Annotated in this window: 26 protein-coding genes and 1 tRNA gene; 19 read left to right on the top strand and 8 right to left on the bottom strand. The window is 40.0% G+C overall.

All coding sequences use genetic code 11. From position 1 onward, the window contains the following. From D0T84_RS10190 to D0T84_RS10220, 7 genes are all read left to right on the top strand, one after another. Positions 1-210, top strand: a 210-nt coding sequence (locus D0T84_RS10190; RefSeq protein ID WP_370525488.1) for a hypothetical protein, incomplete at its 5' end; no start/stop codon positions are given. Positions 211-307: 97 nt separating this feature from the next. Continuing rightward, entirely contained in the window at positions 308-931 is a 624-nt protein-coding gene (gene traK / locus D0T84_RS10195; RefSeq protein ID WP_163307777.1) for a conjugative transposon protein TraK, read from the top strand. Positions 932-1,009: 78 nt separating this feature from the next. Beyond that, positions 1,010-1,396, top strand: a complete 387-nt coding sequence (locus D0T84_RS10200) for a TraL conjugative transposon family protein (protein ID WP_163307778.1) — start codon at positions 1,010-1,012, stop codon at positions 1,394-1,396. Then, positions 1,350-2,645 (top strand): conjugative transposon protein TraM, encoded by a 1,296-nt coding sequence (gene traM, locus D0T84_RS10205; protein WP_163307779.1) that lies wholly within the window; start codon positions 1,350-1,352, stop codon positions 2,643-2,645. The genes D0T84_RS10200 and traM overlap by 47 nt, the downstream gene beginning before the upstream one ends. A gap of 127 nt (positions 2,646-2,772) precedes the next feature. Beyond that, positions 2,773-3,756 (top strand): conjugative transposon protein TraN, encoded by a 984-nt coding sequence (gene traN, locus D0T84_RS10210; protein ID WP_163307780.1) that lies wholly within the window; start codon positions 2,773-2,775, stop codon positions 3,754-3,756. Positions 3,757-3,792: 36 nt separating this feature from the next. Then, positions 3,793-4,380, top strand: a complete 588-nt coding sequence (locus D0T84_RS10215; protein WP_163307781.1) for a conjugal transfer protein TraO — start codon at positions 3,793-3,795, stop codon at positions 4,378-4,380. Positions 4,381-4,401: 21 nt separating this feature from the next. Next, complete coding sequence (locus tag D0T84_RS10220; RefSeq protein WP_163307782.1) at positions 4,402-4,833, top strand: TraQ conjugal transfer family protein; 432 nt, start codon at positions 4,402-4,404, stop codon at positions 4,831-4,833. Positions 4,834-5,029: 196 nt separating this feature from the next. On the opposite strand, the gene D0T84_RS10225 is transcribed toward D0T84_RS10220, so the two are convergent. Next, positions 5,030-5,758: an NYN domain-containing protein gene (locus tag D0T84_RS10225; protein ID WP_163307783.1), complete on the bottom strand. Its 729-nt coding sequence runs from the start codon at positions 5,756-5,758 to the stop codon at positions 5,030-5,032. Between the two features lie 288 nt (positions 5,759-6,046). Here D0T84_RS10225 and D0T84_RS10230 point away from each other — a divergent pair, with 288 nt between their 5' ends. Further along, on the top strand, positions 6,047-7,066 hold the full coding sequence (locus D0T84_RS10230; protein ID WP_163307784.1) for a DUF4852 domain-containing protein: 1,020 nt from the start codon (positions 6,047-6,049) through the stop codon (positions 7,064-7,066). A gap of 123 nt (positions 7,067-7,189) precedes the next feature. Here the strand turns inward: D0T84_RS10230 and D0T84_RS10235 are convergent, their stop codons facing one another. From D0T84_RS10235 to D0T84_RS10255, 5 genes are read right to left on the bottom strand one after another with little or no spacing between them, the layout of a single operon-like run. Then, a complete protein-coding gene (locus tag D0T84_RS10235) occupies positions 7,190-7,879 on the bottom strand; it encodes a hypothetical protein (protein ID WP_163307785.1) in 690 nt (229 codons plus the stop codon). A gap of 33 nt (positions 7,880-7,912) precedes the next feature. Continuing rightward, entirely contained in the window at positions 7,913-9,166 is a 1,254-nt protein-coding gene (locus D0T84_RS10240) for a PcfJ domain-containing protein (protein ID WP_163307786.1), read from the bottom strand. 3 nt (positions 9,167-9,169) lie between these two features. Beyond that, complete coding sequence (locus tag D0T84_RS10245) at positions 9,170-9,580, bottom strand: PcfK-like family protein (RefSeq protein WP_163307787.1); 411 nt, start codon at positions 9,578-9,580, stop codon at positions 9,170-9,172. An 8-nt stretch (positions 9,581-9,588) separates the two neighbouring features. After that, positions 9,589-10,632 carry a fusion protein gene (locus D0T84_RS10250; protein WP_163307788.1) on the bottom strand — a complete coding sequence of 348 codons (1,044 nt, stop codon included), beginning with the start codon at positions 10,630-10,632 and terminating at the stop codon, positions 9,589-9,591. A 12-nt stretch (positions 10,633-10,644) separates the two neighbouring features. Further along, positions 10,645-10,908, bottom strand: coding sequence for a hypothetical protein (locus tag D0T84_RS10255; protein ID WP_163307789.1), 264 nt, complete (start codon positions 10,906-10,908; stop codon positions 10,645-10,647). A 197-nt stretch (positions 10,909-11,105) separates the two neighbouring features. On the opposite strand from D0T84_RS10255, the gene D0T84_RS10260 reads away from it, so the two are divergent. The 8 genes from D0T84_RS10260 (at position 11,106) to D0T84_RS10295 (ending at position 16,207) form a co-directional block, all read left to right on the top strand. After that, positions 11,106-11,327 (top strand): hypothetical protein, encoded by a 222-nt coding sequence (locus D0T84_RS10260; RefSeq protein WP_163307790.1) that lies wholly within the window; start codon positions 11,106-11,108, stop codon positions 11,325-11,327. Positions 11,328-11,425: 98 nt separating this feature from the next. After that, positions 11,426-11,830: a VOC family protein gene (locus D0T84_RS10265; RefSeq protein WP_163307791.1), complete on the top strand. Its 405-nt coding sequence runs from the start codon at positions 11,426-11,428 to the stop codon at positions 11,828-11,830. 10 nt (positions 11,831-11,840) lie between these two features. Further along, a complete protein-coding gene (locus D0T84_RS23290; RefSeq protein ID WP_163307792.1) occupies positions 11,841-12,782 on the top strand; it encodes a YafY family protein in 942 nt (313 codons plus the stop codon). Then, the gene (locus D0T84_RS10275) at positions 12,779-13,252 is read left to right on the top strand and encodes a GyrI-like domain-containing protein (RefSeq protein ID WP_163307793.1); all 474 of its coding nucleotides are present in this window, start codon (positions 12,779-12,781) and stop codon (positions 13,250-13,252) included. Before D0T84_RS23290 ends, D0T84_RS10275 begins: the two co-directional genes overlap by 4 nt. A gap of 322 nt (positions 13,253-13,574) precedes the next feature. Further along, entirely contained in the window at positions 13,575-14,012 is a 438-nt protein-coding gene (locus tag D0T84_RS10280; RefSeq protein ID WP_163307794.1) for a LexA family transcriptional regulator, read from the top strand. A gap of 21 nt (positions 14,013-14,033) precedes the next feature. Continuing rightward, a complete protein-coding gene (locus D0T84_RS10285) occupies positions 14,034-14,705 on the top strand; it encodes a glycohydrolase toxin TNT-related protein (protein WP_163307795.1) in 672 nt (223 codons plus the stop codon). Between the two features lie 9 nt (positions 14,706-14,714). Continuing rightward, entirely contained in the window at positions 14,715-15,965 is a 1,251-nt protein-coding gene (locus D0T84_RS10290) for a Y-family DNA polymerase (RefSeq protein WP_163307796.1), read from the top strand. Positions 15,966-16,030: 65 nt separating this feature from the next. Further along, positions 16,031-16,207, top strand: a complete 177-nt coding sequence (locus tag D0T84_RS10295; RefSeq protein ID WP_163307797.1) for a histone H1 — start codon at positions 16,031-16,033, stop codon at positions 16,205-16,207. A gap of 68 nt (positions 16,208-16,275) precedes the next feature. On the opposite strand, the gene D0T84_RS10300 is transcribed toward D0T84_RS10295, so the two are convergent. Together D0T84_RS10300 and D0T84_RS10305 are read right to left on the bottom strand one after the other, a co-directional pair. After that, the gene (locus tag D0T84_RS10300; protein ID WP_163307798.1) at positions 16,276-17,520 is read right to left on the bottom strand and encodes a site-specific integrase; all 1,245 of its coding nucleotides are present in this window, start codon (positions 17,518-17,520) and stop codon (positions 16,276-16,278) included. A 282-nt stretch (positions 17,521-17,802) separates the two neighbouring features. Further along, a tRNA-Arg gene (locus D0T84_RS10305) sits at positions 17,803-17,876 on the bottom strand. Positions 17,877-18,116: 240 nt separating this feature from the next. Between D0T84_RS10305 and D0T84_RS10310 the strand changes: the two genes are divergently transcribed. The 3 genes from D0T84_RS10310 to tgt all read left to right on the top strand — a co-directional run bounded on the left by D0T84_RS10310 (position 18,117) and on the right by tgt (position 21,107). Further along, on the top strand, positions 18,117-18,497 hold the full coding sequence (locus tag D0T84_RS10310) for a VOC family protein (protein WP_163307799.1): 381 nt from the start codon (positions 18,117-18,119) through the stop codon (positions 18,495-18,497). Positions 18,498-18,619: 122 nt separating this feature from the next. After that, the gene (locus tag D0T84_RS10315) at positions 18,620-19,963 is read left to right on the top strand and encodes a hemolysin family protein (protein ID WP_163307800.1); all 1,344 of its coding nucleotides are present in this window, start codon (positions 18,620-18,622) and stop codon (positions 19,961-19,963) included. 13 nt (positions 19,964-19,976) lie between these two features. Further along, positions 19,977-21,107, top strand: a complete 1,131-nt coding sequence (gene tgt / locus D0T84_RS10320) for a tRNA guanosine(34) transglycosylase Tgt (protein ID WP_163307801.1) — start codon at positions 19,977-19,979, stop codon at positions 21,105-21,107. Positions 21,108-21,110 lie beyond the last annotated feature (3 nt).

Consider the following 21,110-nt stretch of genomic DNA (forward strand, 5'->3'; position numbering starts at 1 on the left):
GTAAACCAAACGGTGACCAAAGGTGGTGCTATTGCCGCAGGGGCTGCGGGCGCTGCTGCAGGGAATATTGCCGGACGTCTGAAAGAAGGCGGCAGCTCCGGTAGCAGCAGTAGCAGTTCTGTTGGTAGCAATGGCAGCCAGCCACAGGGGCAGAATTATTCCACAAGGGGCGGAGGACAATCCAGAGCTTCCAGGAAGACTCCTTCATAATTAGCAAAATGAGCAGATTCGGAAATTAGCAAATTGTCTTGATTCCAAAATGTTTTATTTCCGAATTTGCTAATATTCACATTTTTACATTGAATAAATGGAATTTAAATCATTAAAAAACATAGAAACCAGCTTTAAACAACTGCGTATTTTCAGCATTGTGTTTTTGTGCATGTGTACTATCGTTACAGGGTACAGCATATACAACGCCTACGACTTTGCAGAAGCACAACGTCAGAAAATATATGTACTGGACAACGGAAAATCGCTGATGCTCGCCCTCTCACAGGACTTATCACAAAACCGTCCTGTGGAAGCACGGGAACACGTCAGGCGTTTCCACGAACTCTTCTTTACGCTGTCACCTGATAAGAATGCCATTGAATCGAATATTAACAGGGCATTACTCCTGTCCGATAAATCGGTTTTCAATCATTACAAGGATTTATCGGAGAAAGGATACTATAATAGGGTCATCTCCGGCAATATCAACCAGATGGTACAGATAGACAGTGTGGTCTGCAACCTGAATGTTTACCCTTATCAGGTGGCTACTTATGGAAAGCAGATGATTATCCGGGAGAGTAATATCACCGAACGCTCTTTGGTCACTTATTGCCGCCTGTTGAACTCCGTCCGCTCGGATAATAACCCGCATGGTTTTATTATCGAGGGATTCGAGGTGAAAGAGAATAAGGATATCAGGGTGTTGGCCAGATAAGAGCCCCTCCAACCTCCCCGAGGGGGAGGCCCTGTTTCCCCCTTCGGGGGGACTAAGGGGGGCTAAATATTAAGAATAATGAAAGAGCGAATAAGAGAATTAGTCTATTGGTTTGAGGACAGGCTTAAAGACCTGTGTGGGGAACTGACTCCCGATAAGCGGATAACGGCAATAGTGGTGATGCTCCTGATACTGACGGTTGGCAACCTCTATTTTACATTTTCCACCATATACAACTGGGGAAAAGATAGTGAAAAGAAAAAGCAGCCGGAACCGGAGCATATCAGGCAGCCGGAACGGAACTATGATTTTATAGATTCTGTAGATTCTGAGATTGAGAAAGGCCTGTTAGACCTGCATCAGCAGAAAATGAAACAGGATTCCAGTATAAGTATTAACGAACAACGATTAAAGTTATATGAGCGAACGATTAAAAATAAGTGCGGAGCAAAAGCAGAAGCTTAAGAAATATGCAATTTTTGCGTTAATGGCAATTATCTGTGTGGGTTGCGTATGGCTGATATTTAAGCCGTCAGATGCGGAAAAGGCCAAAGAAATGCAGGGAATCGGCTTCAATGCCGATATACCCGACCCCGATGGAGGCGGGCTTATTGGTGATAAGAAAGAGGCATACGAGAAAGAGCAGATGCAGAAAAAAGAGGCTGACAGGATGCAGTCCTTGCAGGGATATATGAGTATGCTGGAAAATGAATCTGGTACAGACAAAGTAAACATTGTTATCCCCGATGAGCAGCCCGTAGCGGACGTGAAAATTCAGGATAAGGCAAAAGAACCTATCGGCAGTTCCGTCTCCGCCTACAGGGATATCAACCGTACACTGGGCAATTTTTATGAACAACCTAAATCCGACCCGGAAAAGGAAGAAATGAAAAAGAAGCTGGAAGAACTGGAAGCCAAGATGAACGAAAAGGACAATAAGCAGTCGGCTGTGGATGAACAACTGGAACTGATGGAAAAGTCCTACCAGATGGCAGCCAGGTATATGCCGCAAACTCAAAGACAGGCTGAACAGGACGTAGATGGATTAGGCAAAAGGATAGCTAACGGTACAGTGAACAACAATAATAGTAGTAATAAGACAAAGGTTACCCCTATCCGTCAGATACAGAACCGGACGGTTTCGGCATTAGCCCAGTCAATAGGTAGTGAAGAGTTGTACCAAATGTATGACCAGCCACGCAATACGGGCTTCAATACGATGGGCGGCGAAATCGGGATAAGTGCCAGAAATACCATTGCTGCCATCGTCCATGATGACCAGACGGTAGTCGATGGGCAAAGTACCCGCTTGCGGCTGACCGAACCACTCATGGCAGGAACTACTCTTATCCCCGAAAACACCATTGTAACAGGCGTTGCCAAAGTGCAGGGCGAACGGATGGAGATTCAGATTTCCTCTATCGAGTACGAAGGGACAATTATTTCTGTAGAAATGGTGGTGTACGACTCAGACGGGCAGCGTGGAATCTACATTCCCGGCTCATTGGAGATGAACGCCGCCAAAGAAATCATGGCCAATATGGGAAGCAGTGTCGGCACGAGTTTTACCATGACCGAAAGCACGGGTGCTCAACTGACCTCCGACCTGACCAAAGGGGCGATACAGGGTTTATCGGCTTATATGCAGAAAAAGATAAGGCAGGTAAAGGTGACGCTTAAATCGGGATATCGCATTATGTTAATACCCAAATAGTTACAAGTTTACCTCGCCTTCGCTTCGGCGAATGTTATTTCTGCACCCTGCGGGCAGTTACGAGTTACAAGTAAACTAAGAAAATGAGAAATGAAAAACTAAAAATTAAGAATTAAAACCAGAGACGATGAAAAAATATATCATACTATTTGTGCTGGCGGTAGTAGCTATCGCAGCTAATGCCCAGACAGATACTATTCTTGTTATCAACCAAACGACAGAGGAGATGCAGGAAGATTTGCAACAAATGTTGAAACCCTCTTTCGGGGATTATTACGAAGGGCTGACTAAAAAAATCACCTTTGACCGTATGATACCGCCATATGGTCTGGAAGTGACTTTCAATAAGACGGTACATATCATCTTTCCTGCAGCTATCCGCTATGTAGACCTAGGCTCAAACAATATCATCGCAGGAAAAGCGGGCACTTCTGAGAACATCCTGCGGGTAAAAGCTGCCATCCGCAGTTTTGAGACGGAAACCAATATGGCGGTCATTACCGAAGAAGGCAGCTATTACACCTTCAATGTAAAATTTGCCGATGAACCGGAAAAACTCAATATCGAGATGAAGGATTTTATGCATGAAGGTATTACAACCAACATTCCGAACAATTCGATGGACATCTACCTGAAGGAATTGGGCAGCGAATCACCCCGCATCGTCTACCTGATAAACCGTGCTGTCTACAATACCGACAAGCGGATAGTTAAACACATCGGTTCCAAACGATTCGGCATCCAATACCTGCTCAAAGGCATCTATTCGCATAACAACTTGCTCTACCTGCATACTTCTATCAAAAACGCATCCAATGTGCCCTTCGATGTAGATTTTGTGCGTATGAAAATAGTAGATAAGAAAGTAATGAAGCAAACAGCCATTCAGGAAACGGTGATCTATCCGCTCAGAGCTTACAACTTCGTATCGTCTGTCGGGGGTAATAAAAGTGAACGCACCGTGTTCTCAATCGATAAAATTACCATACCCAACGATAAACAGTTGGTGATCGAGCTTTTTGAGAAAAACGGAGGGCGAAATCAGTCCTTTGTGATTGAGAATGAGGATTTATTGAGAGCCGAAGAAATCAACGAACTAAAAGTGAAATGAAGAATTAAAAACTAAAAATTAGAAATAAAAAAATCTATGTACAGAATAGTATTAATAATAACATTGGTCTTTTCACTAAGCCTGTTTTGTATGGAACAGGCTCATGCCCAGCGTTACCTGCCGGGGCAGAAAGCCATACAGGTTACGGGAGGTTTTGCCGATGGTTTTACATTGGAGAAGAAAGACGGGCAAGCGTTTTACGGCGGTATCGCCTTATCTGCCTATACCAAAAATGGAAATCGGTGGGTATTTGGAGCGGAATACCTGCAAAAAAACTATGAGTATAAGGATAAGTTTATTCCTCTGTCCCAGATAACAGCCGAAGGCGGTTACTACCTGAACTTTCTGTCGGACGGGAGTAAAACATTGTTTTTCTCGGTGGGACTTTCGGCTGTCGGAGGATACGAAACGATAAACTGGGGCAAAGAGTTGCTCTTTGACGGAGCTACTATTACCAGTGAAGATAACTTTCTGTATGGCGGAGCGGTGTCTTTCGAAATTGAAACTTTTTTATCCGACAGGTTCGCCCTGCTCTTCAATGCCAGGGAGCGGATACTTTTCGGCTCGGAAGTTAATAAGTTCCATACGCAGGTGGGAATCGGAATCAAGATAATTATAAACTAAAAACTAAAAATCAGATTTAAAATGAAAAAATGTGCATCTTATATCATCTTTACGCTATTGCTGGCCGCAATAGCGTGTGCCTGTAGCGATCGTTTTGATGTTCGCCAAAGTTATGAATTCGAGGTTACTTACTTGCCTGTGCCAAAAAAACTGAAAGTCGGAGAAACAATAGAAATTCGCTGTCAGTTAGAACGAAGTGGCTATTATACCAATACGGCATACCGATTTCGGTATTTCCAAAGTGACGGAGAGGGCGAGCTGCGGATGGGTGGTAGCGAGCCATTCCTGCCGAATGACTATTACGATTTGACCAAAGAGTCATTCAGCTTTTATTACACATCTCGTTCCGATGAACAGCAGACGATAGATATCTACTTCTTCGATGACAGTGGCAACTCGTGTGTCCTTTCTTTCCAATTCAATTCGGATAACACTGAGGAGGAAGAACTATGACAACGACAATGGTAATTTCGTATATAGTTACATGGATAAATATTATTTATTCATGGCTGATTGCCCCGAATGAAGAAGAATCTTCTGATTATCTGTGATTTTTAAAGTTTGTACAGCCAATTTTCTTTGAAGTTTTCTAAAAATTTGAAAAGTCTCCGATGTAGTATCGGAGGCTTCTTATGATAATGTATTCACTTCACTTTTTTCTTACCATATTATAGATACCTTTCTGTCCTGTCTGTATGACTTCGTACTTATCTAATTTTTCATAGATAGCTCCCAACGTTTTACATCCATAGCGTCCGGTTTTGAATTTCGGCTTTATCTTTTTCATCGCCATACCGATTTGGGAGAGGGTTACCTCTTCCTTTCCGTCGGCTGCCGATTCATATGCCTTGTCGAACAGATCGGCTTCCTTTTGAAGCAATACGGCAGGGGTATCTCCCTTTTCGGCTTTAGGATTCTTCTCCGGTTCTCGGTCGGAATAGATGAATTTTTTGCAGGAATTGATAAAAGCAATCGGGGTTTTGCTCTCTCCATAACCGATTACGCTTACCCCTTCCTCCCGAATACGCTGAGCCAATGGTGTGTAATCGCTGTCGCTCGATACGATGAAGAATACATCTATATTTTTTGAGTTTAACAAGTCCATTGCATCAATCACAAGCACAATGTCAGTAGTGTTCTTTCCTTTTATATAAGGCAGGGCTTCAATTAAGCGGTAAGAAAATTCCCTTGAAGGCTCTTTCCAACTCGAAAGTGTTGTTCTACTCCAGTCCCCGTAAATTCTTTTGACAATCACCTCCCCGTAAGCGGATGCTAAACCCGTTATATCATTCAGTTTAGCCGGAGAGGCATTATCCCCGTCTATCAGTACAGCTACTTTCTTCGCAGAATTATCTTTCAGGGATTTGTCTTTTTTCATTCTTCTACCGTATTGTTGTTTATATCCGCCATTTTCTCATGTTCAAAAATTTTATCTTCAAAACTTTTTTGCTATATCTACTAATTCATTCTGCTTCTTTTTCGGATAAAAATGATATGGATGTTTTCATGTAAAATTTTTATTTATTTTCAAAGATAATAAAGTTACGGAAAGAATTACAAATCAAATACAATTTCATTTTTTCATTCTATGCGAAAACTGAAATCGTTAAAATCAGTTTTCAATAATGATAAATTTTGTATAGTTTTGTGAAAACAACAGCGACTTATGAAAAAAATATTACTTGCCCTGTTATCTTTAACAGTAGCTTTTTCTTCTGTTTGTGCACAAGATTCCTACGAAACATTTGATGGTGATATTCTCAAAAAAGGAGATGTGATTAAAATCGGTATTTTATCGTCAAAACATGCTCCATATTTATATATCAGGGAGATAGTAAATAAAGGCGGGAAAGAAGAATTTATAAATATAAGAGAGAATCTGGCTTATACAGATTTGCAGGTAAGGGAGATTATTCAACCCGAAGGCAATTCTGCTTTTGGCAATAAAAACACGGTTATAAGAACTTACAGTCCCAAACTCACTAAAGAATATCTTGTCGGGATAGATTTTGCTATTGCCAAAGGCGAGATTATCAGCCGTTATGTAGATCATTCGAAGGACAAAGCTGTTTTTCTCAGCGATGACCTTCTTCTGGCTGCTTGCATCCGGGTAAATGAAATAAGTATCGACGACCGAATAATCCTTCTTTTCATCAAACTGAAAGATTGGGAATTATACAATAAATGCAGTAAAGATGAATTCGAATTTCATGCTGTAAAAGAAGAATATGGCCGTATGCTGAAAGACATGGCGAAGAATTTCGACTTTACGGCTACGTATTATATCAAAAACAGTTTGGAAATAGGGAAGTACGATTTCGCGAAGAATGCTTTTCCCCTAACCTATATACACGATACCAAAATGAATTTCCACAAATACGGCGACTATGAATTTATCGTTACCAATCCCTCATTCGGCAAGTTCCTGCCTGTTGCTCCCGATGAAGCCCGCAAAAGCAACAAACGCCGCATAGGTATGGATAAACACGGATATGTAAGCACTTTGGCTTACGGACGTATCTATTTTAAACTTTTGGATAAAAAGATGGAATTGTCTAAAGAAAAATTTCAACTGTTCGATGTGGAAAAAATGTATCGCCATAAGATTGTCGGAGTTCAACTAACCAAAATAGAAGTTTATGACTATCAACATTGCGATTATAATTTAATCGGCAGTGTTGAATAGAATAAGTCCGGATATAGAAAGTCTGCTATCCACATAACTATAAAAGGGTACTTTCTCCTCTCCGGTTTTTTGTTTCTTTTTTATCCGCTCAGGCTCATTGAAAAAAGAAACGGACTGAAATTTTCAGTCCGCATTATCATTGTTCTCTTTATCTTCTTTAGGTTTCAGATGTTCAAAGACATACCAACTGTCCTTATACAGATGACCTATCAGATTAAACACTCCCGTTTCTCCGCACTTATCGGCAAACTGTTTGGCTTCCAATATACTTTTAAACTCACCTAATTTCTTAAATCCTACAAATAGTTTATACATATCCTTATTATTTTTATGTTTCTCTACTTCCGCCTGTAAAATAGCATAGGCTTCATTATAATTTCTCTTTTTCTGTTCCAGTTTGGCATTGGCTTTGAGTAATGGTTCATCCGTTTCGGTATTGAAGAATAAATCATTCTGTGTCATATAGGTTGTATATTCAGCTATCTTCCTCTCAACCTTTGTTATCTGTGCCTTTGCAGAAGCAACTTTCGATAATAGGAAATTAAAGCCAGTCTGTAATCCTGTACGTTTGTCGTAGGCACAATGATAAACGGTTACTTTCTTCCGAGGGTACTTACAGACAAGTTTTGCCCTTCGCCATTCAATTAACCACTGCCATCGGTCTACCATATCACGAGGCAAGTCTATTTTATGCAGAATTTCTCTGTGTCCGTCTTGGTGTCGTATCTCAAAAGTAATATATACCCAATGTTCAATCTTTAGTTCACGTTCTACTTTCGCCAAGTCTTTGGCATACTGCATCCAATCGTCCATTACTATTAATATAGATTAATTGTTATTATTCCTTTATGCTGCTAATCTCTGTTCAATAAGAGGTATATTTTTCTCTACAAGCTGTACTATTTGATTATGATACTCAGTATTCTTATTACAAACACCACGGCTCTGTATGACTTGTAGCTTTGAGAGTGACACTTCAATAGTTTCCATTTTCTTTCCGTCAATACAGGCAGTAAGAATAAGAGAATCTTCTTTTGAATAGTAGCCTCCTACACAATGGTGCATCAGTTTCCCTTCCAATATGATTTCCTCTATACTTTCAAGTACCCGTACTTGTATATGTCCGTCAGAAAATACAAGTCCGAAGAATTTAGCTTTAGCTTCTCGGAATGATTCTTCTTTTTCCCGTAGTTTTTCTACTTCTTTCTGCGCATCGGCTTTTGCTTTCTTCTGCATATATCTGTCATGTTCTTTATTTAGATTGGCAGGGCATACATATTTAGCGTTATGTAGGTCTTTTCCGAACATGCGTAAATAATCGATATAGTCAAACCATAGAGTAGCATCCTTTATCTGATATCCGTTACGGATACAGATACGGATGGATGCCCAGTAATTATCGAGTTTTCGGCTTGTATCGCTTAGGAACGCTTTAAATAGATGTGTTTGTTCTGATTTTAACAGGGTTTCCATTCGGTTATCCTTTAATAATGCCCTGTACACATCAAAAGGTCTTTGATTGAAATGACGCTTTTTAATGCCTGTTCTTTTAAGTTCGGGTATTAACTGCTGTTTCGGATAGTAGTAATACGGGAACAATCTGTTGTAAGCATCTACTTCGCTTCTCAGTTCCAAAGGAGTGCTGAATATCCACGAATCGTAATACATTGTACCCATTGTCTGACGCAGTTTAGCAAAGGTGCAGTATCTGCCGTCAGGTGCAATCCAATGTTGCATTACTTCGGCATGAGTGTATTCGGGATATGAACCGACCTTTGCAGTACATTTTATCATCAGGTAGCGGATGACCTGATAACCTTGACATGTAGTAATGAAACACAAGTATTCACAGCCTTTAAATATCCGTTTGTTAGTGGTCTGAACTTTTAGCTTTGCTTTGCAATTAGGGCATTCGTGTTCTCCTTCTTCGCCTGTGAATACATGGTTACATTCAGTACAGGTAACTTTACCTTTGGTGGTTCGCTGTCCGATATGCTCGATACAATTCTGATATCCCCATTGTATCTGTTCCTGTGTGATAGAGGGTAATTTCTTACTCGCTTCTACAACTGCCTGTTGGAATTTATTTTGTGGTTTCATAGGTCAAAAATCAAATAATGTGGGTTGTGTATTTAATTCTACTCTCTTAGCCTTTTTAACAGGCTGTTTCATTTTGGTATAGGCTTCGTTCTGTAATTTCTTGATAGCTTCCTGCCGTGCTTCTGCCTTTTCTTCTTCTGTGAGTATTACCACATGGTTGACTACCGTTCGGGCATTTATCGGCTTACCGATATTGATGTTATCCTGTTCGTAATAATCGGTTGCCATCAGATAAATTTCTTCATCGGCAAAACCGTTGCAACCGCTTTTCTGTACAGTATTCAGAATGTATGTAATACAGTCGTCTATGTTCTTATCAGTCTTTGCGAACGATTTGGCAAACAACGGGTCTGTTTCTGCCCGTTGTTCTAAATACGTTAATATGGTTCGTGTAAAATATGCTGTTGATTTCATGTCTTTAGTTATTTGTTGTTATTATTTAGATTTAATACTCCTTCTAATTCTTCTCTTTTAGTTTTGGAAAATATCCATCCAGCCTTCTTGGTTTCCTTGTATGCCAATCTTGGATTGAACTTCCCACCCATAGCAGATAATAAGTCTTTGATTGGCTTGGTATCTCCGAACAGGGCAATAGCTTTCTCTGAATAATCGACTATCTCAAATTGGAGGTTATCAGATTGTATTTGTGCAGTGGGTTGTTGTTCCGATTCGTTTAGATTAGTATTATTGCTAGCTTTACCTGATTTATTGAGTTTGATATGGATACCATCGGGAGAGCCTGCTGTATAAGCGAATTCCTCGATTGTCCTTTCACGGTTATAAATAGGCTCTTTTTCTATTATCCATCCTCGGTACTTACTTTCTCCTAAATAGTAGCCTGCACCCATTGAATATTTTTCCCTGTGTTCGTAATCTTCGTTATATTCGGCTAAGTAGGCTGTACCCTCAAAGTTGGATGCGTGTTTACGCATTTCGGAGAATATATCCCGTGTATGTTTGGAGAAACCTAATATAACATTGCTTAGAGTAGAGGATGCAAAATAGTCTGTCTGTGAATCGGATTCATCCTGTTTCAAACGACCTACAATAATGGCTTTAGCATCGGCTGGGAGATTGTTTCTCAACCATTCACGACCGACAACCCGAACTTCTTCCCTGCGCTTTTCTTCGGCTCTTTGCTGTTCCATTTCATCCACCCGTTTGGCTTGTGCTTTGGCATAGAGTTTAGCTACTTCTTCTTCGGTCATAAACTCGATGTTTTTATCATCGTAATACATACCGATACCGAACTTTTGGCTCAAAGGTTTGATTATTTCGGATTGGTGGAAATCATGGCTTCTGAGGTTGATTAAATGGTAATGATACCCGAAATCATTATGTGTTATTTTATATACTACATACCTGCTGTATGAATAGCCTTCCATTTGTACAATTTGGTTTACTTCTACTGATTTTACATCTGTATCTGTTGTTGTTCCTCCGAATAGGGAATATAATTTAGTCATGGCTGTGTAATTTTAAAAGATGAGTAATAGAACTAATGCGATAATGATGATAAAAGAGAGAAGGGAAAGAATGACTTTTAGTACAAACTTCACTACCTTAAACACAAGGCATATTCCCATATAAGCAAATACACCACCAAACACGACAGATGTATTTATACTCAGTTGCGTAACAAACCACGCACACAATGCAAACCCTGCTACCCACAAACCAAATTTTATGATGATTCCAAAGGGGAGGGAGTTTTGTTTCAATATGTTTTTTCCGTTTCTCATAATTATGACATTTTTTTTCATGCGTCATCCGTCAGGTCGGTCGTTTTTGTTTCATAGAGCAACAAAAGGTATTGTGTTTAAAGCAGGGATGTTTTTCCGTCAATAAATACGCTCGCCGAAGGAAAGAGGAAGATTTTTGCGGAAACCTGAAAGGCTCTGAACATAAATGTTCTAAACACTATCATACCTTTGCTCTGATGAACAATAGACCGAACAAGGATGGCTTCGAGATAAACGTGGAATGGTTATGGAAGAAACGGGAAAGGACATCGTTAGAAGTCAATAATCTACTCCGCAAGTGTAGCTTCCGCTACTCGTGCTTAGTTATCCGAGACTGTTTCTTGAAATGGAATATAAATGCAATGCAGGAAAGTGTCGCAGGATTTGGTAATACTTTATCGAAAACCTCAAAACAATAAAAAGTCGATCATGGGAGAAATAATAAAACTTGTTGACATACTGTTGTCATCCCTGCATAATACATTTGCATTGTAGTTAAATTTAAAAACATTTAAACATGAAAATCAAACCTTATTTAGCCTACAATGGCAATGCAGAAGAAGCGTTAAACTTTTATGCCGGAGTATTCAACGGAACTGTGGGAGAAATCTACCGTTACGAAGAATATCAGGAAATGGAATGTCCTGCGGAATACAAAAACAAAATAATCCATTCCTGCCTCACCTTTAATGACTGTACCATCAGCGTGGCAGACACAATGCCCGGTACAAAAGCCGACTTTGGCTCTATGGGATATACACTCACTGTATTTTGCGATACGGAACAACAATTTAAAGACATTTATACTAAATTAGCTGTCGGCGGACAGATAAAATGTGAACTTTGCCAGCCATCTTATGCCAAACTATATGCTGAAATTATTGACAAATTCGGCGTATCTTGGGCATTGATTATCGAATAAAAACAGCAGAGTGGATAAAGACTTAAACCGGATTGACCGCATATCGGCATTATTAGTACAATTACAGTCGCGACCGATTGTTAAAGCCTCCGAAATGGCAGAACGTTTCGGGGTAAGTCTGCGCACTATCTATCGGGATATGCGTACCCTGTCGGAAGCAGGTGTGCCAATATGCGGCAATTCGGGTGTAGGTTATTCTTTGATAGAAGGTTACAGGCTGCCATCTCTTATGTTTACCAAAGAGGAAGCAATGGCTTTCCTTACCGCCGAAAAAATTATCGAGCAACTTACCGATAACCAGAACAGCAACTACTTTCGCCAGGGAATGGATAAAATACGAGCCGCATTGCGTGCTGTGGATAAAAAATACCTTCACGATATGGATTCCACTATCGCGGTGTACAGAAGCCGGAATGCCGACGAAAGTTTACCTAATTTGATGCAGGTAATATTGAGCAGTATAAACGATAAGCTGATTATAGAGATCGACTACATCAATGCCGACGAAAATAAGAGCAAACGGTTATTGGAAGCTGTGGGTATCAGCTATTCGCATCCTCGCTGGTATCTTTCGGCATGGTGCCATTTGCGGAAAGAATACCGAATGTTCAGGCTTGACCGTATTAACAGTATACAAACAACGGGTAATGAACATACGAAAATTCATCCGCCATTAGAATCGCTTCTTGGATGTGATGATCCGGGGTGCTTGACAGAAGTTGTCCTGCATACAAGTAGAGAAGTATCCAAACGTTTTGCCGACAGGTGCTATTTTATGGGACTGGTGGAAGAAAAAGAGCTGGAAAGCGGTCGAATAGAACAAACCTACATGGCTTATTCTCTCGAAGCCCTTGCAAGATGGGTATTGGCAAATGCCGATACGACAACAGTGATTAAACCTGTTGAAATAAAAGAAATTATAAAACAAATCATTAAAAATTTAGACTTATGAAGATAAATAGTGCAGAAATAAAGAATCTTAATCCTATTAAAACAATCGCGATTTCACACCTTGGAGATTATTCAGGTATAGGAAAAACATTTGAGAAATTAGCCGCGTGGGCCGGAGCCAATAACCTGTGGACAGCATCTCCTAAAATGGCAGGCATCTACCATGATGATCCGATGAACACTCCTGTTGATAAATTACGTTCGGAAGCTTGTCTGGAGAATCTTTCCGGCATCGAACCCGCGGAGGGTATGAAACACTATACAATAAGCGGAGGCAAATATTTTGTTATGCAGGTAGAAGTTTCTATGGCCGAATATGGCGAAGCTTGGAAAAAAGTATATGCTGTGCTTGATGAAAAAGGATATGTGTGCGACACACGGGATCATTACGAACTGTATGTGAGTTGTGCGGGTGATACACAGGATGCAGATGCTCCGTGGATAGTAGATTTGTGCATCCCGGTGAAATAAATTTTCTATTATTAAAACAGAACAGCTGCGCAATGGTTTTATGCAGCTGTTCTGCTTTATTTTGCTGTCAGCATAAAATAGGGAAATTATAACAAATCTATAACTGCAAAATAGCGAAGTATACACTTATTGTAATTCCTTCAAAATTTCCTTTAACCCGGAATCGGCATCCTCCGGTATTCCATTTTTTGTATAATCTTTCGGTACGGTATATTTTTCTGTTATCAATCCGGCGATAGCCCTTACATAGGAAATTATAATAGCTGAAGTTTTAATACAACAAAGCCTTATTTTAACCGATTCATTTCCTATTTTTGTAAGTATGGATAAACCGGTTACCATAGAAATATTCAAGGCCGAAACCAATATAGAATTGGCATTGCCGATAGCGGACGAAGGCATTAAGGCGGGATTCCCGTCTCCCGCTCAGGACTTCATGGATTTGGCTATCGACCTGAATAAGGAGTTGGTAAAGCATCCGGCTGCTACATTTTATGGTCGGGTAAAAGGCGACAGTATGGTTGACGCGGGTATTTATGACGGGGATATCCTGATTATCGACAAATCGCTCGAGCCCCGTGATGGGAATATGGCAGTCTGCTATATCGACGGGGAATTTACCATCAAGCATATCAAAATAGAGAAGGAGGCCGTTTGGCTGATTCCTGCCAATGAGCAATATAAACCGATTAAAGTAACCGAAGACAACGATTTCCTGATCTGGGGAATCGTAACTTATTCGATAAAAAAGCAAAGATAAAAACCTTAATTTAGTATTTCAATGTTTAAAAACTGGTTTGGAAAAAAGAAAAATAAAGAAGAGCCTGCATCAACAGATAAATATACCATCAATAAAGGAGAAAATATCCCGGCTCAAAAAAAGAGTAATAGCTTATATAAAGTTGTTAGGGATATATCTGATAATTTATCTCAAAAACTGGAATCATCGACAATTCCGCTTTGGATAGGACAGCTATATATGCATTATTGGAATAAAAATACTTTAGAGGATTTGAATAATCCTGAATGGCAGAATCAAGGTATGTTCTTTTGGAGAATAGAAGAGCCCTTTCCTAATAAATCCCTGCCTCCATCTTTCGAATTGATGGATAAACGGATATTTAGGATTACACATGAAGTCCGTATTTTTCAAGGAACGGCAATGCCTTGGTTCGGCATGCCCGGAGGTGGATTGAAGATGGGATTCGGAGATCAAAATACGCCTATTCCTATAAAAGAAATGCAGAATAAGGATATTATTGAATATATAGAATTGGTAGAGCTATCAGAAGAAAATACAGATATACTATACGACCGTGAACGTTATACATTAATAGCAGGTGGGAATATTACATATGAGGATAATACCTTTTATCTGGATGGTGCACCTGTCTCTTTGTCTACAGCATATAGTGCAGGTGTAATACATGTCGGTAAAGTTGTAAACTATTAAATAATCAAAATGTACGCCCTATGCGACTGCAATAACTTTTTTGTTTCCTGCGAACGGGTTTTCAATCCCTCGCTGAACAATCGTCCTGTCGTTGTGCTCAGCAACAATGACGGATGTGTTATTGCCCGAAGTAACGAAGCCAAAGCATTGGGTATAAAAATGGCTGTGCCCTTCTTCCAAATTAAGGATTTGGTAAAGAAACACCATATAGCCGTTCATTCGACCAACTTCACCTTGTACGGCGATATGTCGGCAAGGGTAATGACCATCCTGTCAGGGCTTGTCCCTGAACTTGAACAGTATTCCGTGGATGAAGCATTCCTAAATCTGTCGGGCATCAGCGATTTGGGTGTTTATAGCAGGCATATCATAGATACAACAACCAAATGCACGGGTATCCCCGTATCATTAGGAGTTGCCCCGACCAAGACATTAGCCAAGATTGCCAATCATTTTGCCAAGAAATACAAAGGCTACAAACAGCTTTGTATTATCGACACGGAAGAAAAACGGATAAAAGCCCTGCAAAAAATAGCAATAGGCGAAGTATGGGGTATCGGACGTAATTATGCACGCACATTGGAATACCACAGTATAAAAACTGCCTATGACTTTACTCAAAAAAGCCGTTCGTGGGTAAGACGTAAGATGTCTGTCATCGGGGAGCGCACCTGGATGGAGTTACAGGGAATACCCTGTATCGGAAAAGATGACCTTGAAACGGAAAAGCAGCAAATATGCACTTCCCGCAGTTTCGGACAGCCTATAACCGAATACAACAATCTGTTGGAAGCGGTAGCCTCTTTGGCATCCTTAAGCGTCAGTAAGCTGAGGAAACAAAAATCTGTAACAAAAGGAATTTATATATTCCTGCAAACCAACCGCTTCAAGGATGAAGTATATAAACCATCCAAGATTATCCCCTTATCATTTTATACGGCTGATATAGCGGAGATAATCGGCTATTGCCGCAAAGCTCTTGATTCCATCTATATGCCAGACATGGAATATAAACGGGCAGGGGTAGTATTAGCGGATATAATACCGGAAGAATATTCAACGGCAGATTTGTTCGATCCCATTGACAGAGAAAAACAAAAACGGCTGAATGAGGCATTGGACGAGATAGCCAAAAAGAACGGCAGGGAAGCCGTAAAAGTCGCTGTTCAGGGAAACGGTTACAAGGCAAACATCCGGCAGGAGCATTTATCCCGGCGATTTACCACTAACCTGAATGAGATAATTGAAATAAAAGCATAGGGTATATTTGCAATACATAAAATGATTTTATCTTTGCCTGAATTTTAAAATAAACGAAAAACAATATGAAAAATTTAGTAGAGAATTTGAATCAACTGTTTGCGGACTTCGCAAAAGATGCAGCTTCACAAGTAGAAAACGGAAACAAGGCGGCAGGAACCCGTGCCCGTAAAACCTCTTTGGCAATCGAGAAAGCTTTGAAGGAATTCAGAAAAGTGTCAATTGAAGAAGGAAAGAAATAAATTTCGATTTTGCATAAAAAAAGAAATAGTCCGAGAGCTTTTTCCGGACTATTTTATTAGATTTCAAATCAGCTGATTCTCCGTTTTTTTCTATTGTATGTCTTAGCCAAATTATCCATATCCGAACTTAGCTTTTTATCTACAATCCGGGCATAAATCTGTGTCGTTCTTATGTCTGTGTGCCCAAGCATTTTCGATACTGTTTCAATAGGCACTCCATTCGCTAAAGTAACAGTAGTTCCGAATGTATGGCGGGCCACATGACAGGTTACCGGCTTATCGATTCCACAGATTGCAGCAATCTCTTTCAAATATTCATTCATCTTTTGGTTGGAACACACTGGGAATAGTCGTCCGTCTTTTTGTTTTCCTTTATACTTTTCAATGATCGCAAGAGGTATTTCAAGCAAGCGGATATTGGATGGCACATTGGTTTTCTGACGATTGGTCATAACCCATTGATGACCATCGAAAGCTGTTTTGATATTATCCTCTGTCAATTGAGCCACATCAATATAACTTAAGCCCGTATAGCACATAAAAATGAAAATATCCCGAATATGGCGGAGCCTTTCTGTCAGGAAATCTTTCCGATAAATCGTATCAATTTCCTCTTGTGTAAGGACTTCCCGAATGACTTTCTTGGTCTTGAACCTGAAACCGACAAAGGGATCTATCTTGATATCCGCTCCGGTACTTTTAATATAGTTGAATACAGTCCTGAAACGTTGAACGAATTTTAGAGCGGTATTATTGCTGCAATTATGTTCGTTTTGGAGATATAAGAAGAATTTCTCTATAAATACAGGGGGCAGTTCCATGACAGGAATATCCGTCAGATGGTATTCCTTTTTAAGGAACTCCTGTAAGCGTGTTTTAGTCAATTCATACCTTCCATAAGTTATTTGAGAGGTATCTCGTCCGACTTTTAACAAGTAGAACTCATTGTGCTCTGCAAAATGTTTCAACAACATTTTCTTTTTATCCGTCTCAATGCCTAATACAATATTCTTGATCTTCTCGGGCAATACATATCCGTATTCATTAAGTTGTTTGTGATAAAGCTCATCTATCTTTACTCGCATGGCATTCAACAGGCGATTGATGTTGACGGCTTGGGCAGAATTGCCCGACACTTTGCCGTTTGCCGTGTCCCAAAGCTCAGGTTTGACTTGCAGTTTGGAACTGAATTGGGTTTGTTCTTTGTTGACAGTAATACGAACCATGATGGAGCAGTTACCCGCTTTATTTACTTCGTTCTTTCTAAGGTAAAACAGAGTCCTGAACATAGACTTCGTAACAGTTGATTTCATAACACATCATTTTTTAGTGTTTAAAATTATGATTAATTGTTAGAAGCCAGGCGGACAAAACACTGCCAATTTACGACAAATGAGATTATTACATTTTAATTCGTTACGGTTTTATCTGAAATTAAAATCCGTAACGATATCGTAACGATTCGTTGTCCCTTATTGGAAAAAAGGTGGCGGATGATGTCTTGTTGCAGAAAATAAAAAACTCCCTAAAATGCTATTTCAGAGAGCTTTGTCTTATTTTGTCGGAAAGTTGTCTGTTCGTTTCCGATCTTCTAGTGATCCGAGCGGGATTCGAACCCACGACCCACAGCTTAGAAGGCTGTTGCTCTATCCAGCTGAGCTACCGGACCATCCTTTTTGCTTTTTAGCGAGTGCAAAGATAGTACTTTTTGTAAAAAGAAAAAGAGTTTGATCGAAAAGTTTTTAGTTTGGCGGTAGTAATATACAGATATTCTGGATAAAATTGTGTATTGCATGCAGTATATTACTGTTTTTCGAAAGATTTATTAATTCACTTTAGATAGAACGCATCATAATTTTAATCCTGTTATCTTTGTATTTTATGTAGATATTATAAAATAAAAATAATTATGGAAATAAAAGGCAGATTTGATCATTTTAATATCAATGTTACAGATTTAGACAAAAGTATAGCTTTCTATAAAGAAGCTCTAGGACTAACAGAAGTAAGGCGCAAAGAATCTTCAGATGGTTCTTTTATCCTTGTTTATCTGGGAGATGGAGTAAGCTCGTTTTCCCTTGAATTAACTTGGCTGAAAGACCATACCCAACCATACAAACTGGGCGAAAATGAGAGCCATCTATGCATAAGGGTTGAGGGTGATTATGATAAAATCAGAGAATATCACCGCCAAATGGGATGTATCTGTTATGAAAACCACAGTATGGGGCTTTATTTTATAAACGATCCCGATGATTATTGGATTGAAGTATTACCTGTTAAATATTAACACATTCCAGATTTGATAATTAAACCTAAAAAGATAATATAAATTAAGATTGATTTATTCGTTTTTGTTAAACGAATATACATTTATATTATCTTTGCAGGTATTATCATTCATAAAAACATATGGACATTGTCATATCAATACTTATTACTCTTTTATTTGTTTTTCTTAATGGTTTTTTTGTCGCGGCCGAGTTCGCTATTGTAAAAGTAAGGTCTTCTCAGTTAGAATTAAAAGCTCAGGCAGGTAGCCATGCAGCAGCCCTCTCAAAACGTATAGTGTCGCACCTTGACGCATATCTTGCTGCTACCCAGTTTGGTATCACTATTGCCAGTCTGGCGTTAGGTTGGATCGGGGAACCTGTAGTATCCAAAATTATTAAAGAACTGATCGGGCTATTCAATATTGAACTTGCTCCGAGCGTTCTTTCCACAGTATCGTTAGTTACCGCGTTCGTCATCATTACCATACTTCATATAGTATTAGGAGAGTTAGCCCCTAAGTCATTAGCTATACAACGTTCCGAGCAGACAACACTGGCGGTAGCCTACCCGTTACATGCTTTTTACTGGATATGCCGCCCTTTTATATGGTTGCTAAACGGGATCGCTAACCTCGTATTAAAATTGGTGGGCTTGCATACTGTCACAGAACAGGAAGCATACAGCAGCGATGAATTGCGTTACCTTGTAGACCAGGCCAAAGAAAGTGGCAATGTAGACAGTGCCGAATTTGACATTATACAGAATGCTTTTGATTTTTCGGAACGTACAGCGCGCCAGATAATGGTTCCCCGTACGCAGGTTGTAGCAATAGACGTTAACGACTATGACGAGAAAACACTTGAATTTGTTATAGAAGAAGGCTATTCGCGTATACCATGTTACGAAGATAATATTGATAATACAATCGGGATAGTCCACCTGAAAGACATCTTAAAAAAGATGCGCATAAACGGCTCTGTAGATATCCGTTCCATTATACGGCCGGTATCGTTTACCCCTGAAACCAAGCGCGTTGGTCAGCTTCTGAAAGAATTTCAGGTAAAACATCAGCAGATAGCGATGGTACTCAACGAATACGGTGGGGTAGAGGGGGTTATCTCAATGGAGGATATTCTCGAAGAACTTGTAGGTGAGATACAGGACGAATACGATAACGAAATTCCGTTTGTAGAACAGACCGGCGAGAATACATATTCGGTTATTGCTACGGCAGCCATATCAGATATTAATGATGAACTGCCGCATCCGATAGATAAAGACAAGCAATATGATACTCTGGCCGGTTACCTGATAGATAAATTTGGCCGTATCCCAAATACACACGATAAGCTGGAGGCCGAAGATTACCAGTTTACGGTGGTGAAAAAGAATAAGACCACAATAGTTGTAGTACAGCTAAAGGACTTAATCCAGAAAGAAGAGTCTGAAGAAGGCAATCAGCCTAAAACCTCCCAAATCTGAGTAAAGATATAAAATGGATTTTAAACTTCAATATACCGATGGTCAATCCAATGCCCGTGCAGGGCTGATTACAACCGACCATGGACAGATAGAGACTCCCATATTTATGCCTGTGGGTACACAGGGAGCAGTAAAGGCAGTGCACATGCCCGAACTGGAAAATGATATACACGCCCAGATTATTCTGGGCAATACATACCATTTATACCTGCGTCCGGGACTGGATATATTACGTGAGGCGGGAGGATTACATAAATTTAATAGCTGGAATAAGCCAATACTGACAGATAGCGGAGGGTTTCAGGTATTCTCTCTGGCCGAAAACCGAAAACTTACAGAAGAAGGCGCTATTTTCCGCTCGCATATCGATGGTTCCAAACACATATTCACACCAGAATCTGTAATGGATATTGAGCGTACAATCGGAGCCGATATTATGATGGCCTTTGATGAATGCACACCCGGCGACGCGGATTATGCTTATGCGAAAAAATCCCTTGAACTGACCGAGCGCTGGCTGGACAGATGTATCAAGCGTTTTGAAGAAACAGAATGCGAATATGGATATAAGCAGGCGCTGTTCCCTATTGTACAAGGATGTGTGTATGACGACTTGCGGAAGAGAGCGGCTGAAAACGTGGCGTCGAAAAATGCCGAAGGCAATGCCATTGGAGGTCTGGCGGTAGGAGAACCCACCGAAAAAATGTACGAAATGATAGAGGTAGTGAATGAGATACTGCCTAAGGATAAGCCCCGTTATCTGATGGGAGTAGGTACACCTGCCAATATACTAGAAGCAATAGAACGCGGAGTGGATATGTTTGACTGCATAATGCCGACACGAAACGGGCGAAACGGGCAACTCTTTACCCGCAATGGTATTATGAATATGCGGAATCAGAAATGGGCAAAAGATTTTTCCCCGATAGAAGAAAATGGAGCATCTTTTGTTGATACTTTGTACACAAAAGCATATCTTCGTCACTTATTTATTACAAATGAAATTCTGGGACTGCAAATAGCTTCTATCCATAATCTGGCCTTTTACCTGTGGCTGGTAAAAGAGGCGCGCCGTCATATTGTCGAAGGGAATTTCACGGCATGGAAGAAAGTGATGGTTGAGAATGTTTCGAGACGTTTATAACAG

The sequence above is a fragment of the Dysgonomonas sp. 521 genome (genome assembly GCF_010501055.1).
Classification (GTDB): domain Bacteria; phylum Bacteroidota; class Bacteroidia; order Bacteroidales; family Dysgonomonadaceae; genus Dysgonomonas.

What these genes read in the sequence shown, in the direction of transcription:
- D0T84_RS10285 (WP_163307795.1), top strand. Translation starts at nt 14,034, where the DNA reads ATGTTTAAAAACTGGTTTGGAAAAAAGAAAAATAAAGAAGAGCCTGCA.
- D0T84_RS10250 (WP_163307788.1), bottom strand. Translation starts at nt 10,632, where the DNA reads ATGACTAAATTATATTCCCTATTCGGAGGAACAACAACAGATACAGAT.
- D0T84_RS10260 (WP_163307790.1), top strand. Translation starts at nt 11,106, where the DNA reads ATGAACAATAGACCGAACAAGGATGGCTTCGAGATAAACGTGGAATGG.
- D0T84_RS10275 (WP_163307793.1), top strand. Translation starts at nt 12,779, where the DNA reads ATGAAGATAAATAGTGCAGAAATAAAGAATCTTAATCCTATTAAAACA.
- D0T84_RS10245 (WP_163307787.1), bottom strand. Translation starts at nt 9,580, where the DNA reads ATGAAATCAACAGCATATTTTACACGAACCATATTAACGTATTTAGAA.
- D0T84_RS10255 (WP_163307789.1), bottom strand. Translation starts at nt 10,908, where the DNA reads ATGAGAAACGGAAAAAACATATTGAAACAAAACTCCCTCCCCTTTGGA.
- D0T84_RS10315 (WP_163307800.1), top strand. Translation starts at nt 18,620, where the DNA reads ATGGACATTGTCATATCAATACTTATTACTCTTTTATTTGTTTTTCTT.
- D0T84_RS10280 (WP_163307794.1), top strand. Translation starts at nt 13,575, where the DNA reads ATGGATAAACCGGTTACCATAGAAATATTCAAGGCCGAAACCAATATA.
- D0T84_RS10310 (WP_163307799.1), top strand. Translation starts at nt 18,117, where the DNA reads ATGGAAATAAAAGGCAGATTTGATCATTTTAATATCAATGTTACAGAT.
- D0T84_RS10300 (WP_163307798.1), bottom strand. Translation starts at nt 17,520, where the DNA reads ATGAAATCAACTGTTACGAAGTCTATGTTCAGGACTCTGTTTTACCTT.
- D0T84_RS10240 (WP_163307786.1), bottom strand. Translation starts at nt 9,166, where the DNA reads ATGAAACCACAAAATAAATTCCAACAGGCAGTTGTAGAAGCGAGTAAG.
- D0T84_RS10265 (WP_163307791.1), top strand. Translation starts at nt 11,426, where the DNA reads ATGAAAATCAAACCTTATTTAGCCTACAATGGCAATGCAGAAGAAGCG.
- D0T84_RS10220 (WP_163307782.1), top strand. Translation starts at nt 4,402, where the DNA reads ATGAAAAAATGTGCATCTTATATCATCTTTACGCTATTGCTGGCCGCA.
- traK (WP_163307777.1), top strand. Translation starts at nt 308, where the DNA reads ATGGAATTTAAATCATTAAAAAACATAGAAACCAGCTTTAAACAACTG.
- D0T84_RS10290 (WP_163307796.1), top strand. Translation starts at nt 14,715, where the DNA reads ATGTACGCCCTATGCGACTGCAATAACTTTTTTGTTTCCTGCGAACGG.
- traM (WP_163307779.1), top strand. Translation starts at nt 1,350, where the DNA reads ATGAGCGAACGATTAAAAATAAGTGCGGAGCAAAAGCAGAAGCTTAAG.
- D0T84_RS10230 (WP_163307784.1), top strand. Translation starts at nt 6,047, where the DNA reads ATGAAAAAAATATTACTTGCCCTGTTATCTTTAACAGTAGCTTTTTCT.
- D0T84_RS10200 (WP_163307778.1), top strand. Translation starts at nt 1,010, where the DNA reads ATGAAAGAGCGAATAAGAGAATTAGTCTATTGGTTTGAGGACAGGCTT.
- traN (WP_163307780.1), top strand. Translation starts at nt 2,773, where the DNA reads ATGAAAAAATATATCATACTATTTGTGCTGGCGGTAGTAGCTATCGCA.
- D0T84_RS10225 (WP_163307783.1), bottom strand. Translation starts at nt 5,758, where the DNA reads ATGAAAAAAGACAAATCCCTGAAAGATAATTCTGCGAAGAAAGTAGCT.
- D0T84_RS10215 (WP_163307781.1), top strand. Translation starts at nt 3,793, where the DNA reads ATGTACAGAATAGTATTAATAATAACATTGGTCTTTTCACTAAGCCTG.
- D0T84_RS10235 (WP_163307785.1), bottom strand. Translation starts at nt 7,879, where the DNA reads ATGGACGATTGGATGCAGTATGCCAAAGACTTGGCGAAAGTAGAACGT.
- tgt (WP_163307801.1), top strand. Translation starts at nt 19,977, where the DNA reads ATGGATTTTAAACTTCAATATACCGATGGTCAATCCAATGCCCGTGCA.
- D0T84_RS10295 (WP_163307797.1), top strand. Translation starts at nt 16,031, where the DNA reads ATGAAAAATTTAGTAGAGAATTTGAATCAACTGTTTGCGGACTTCGCA.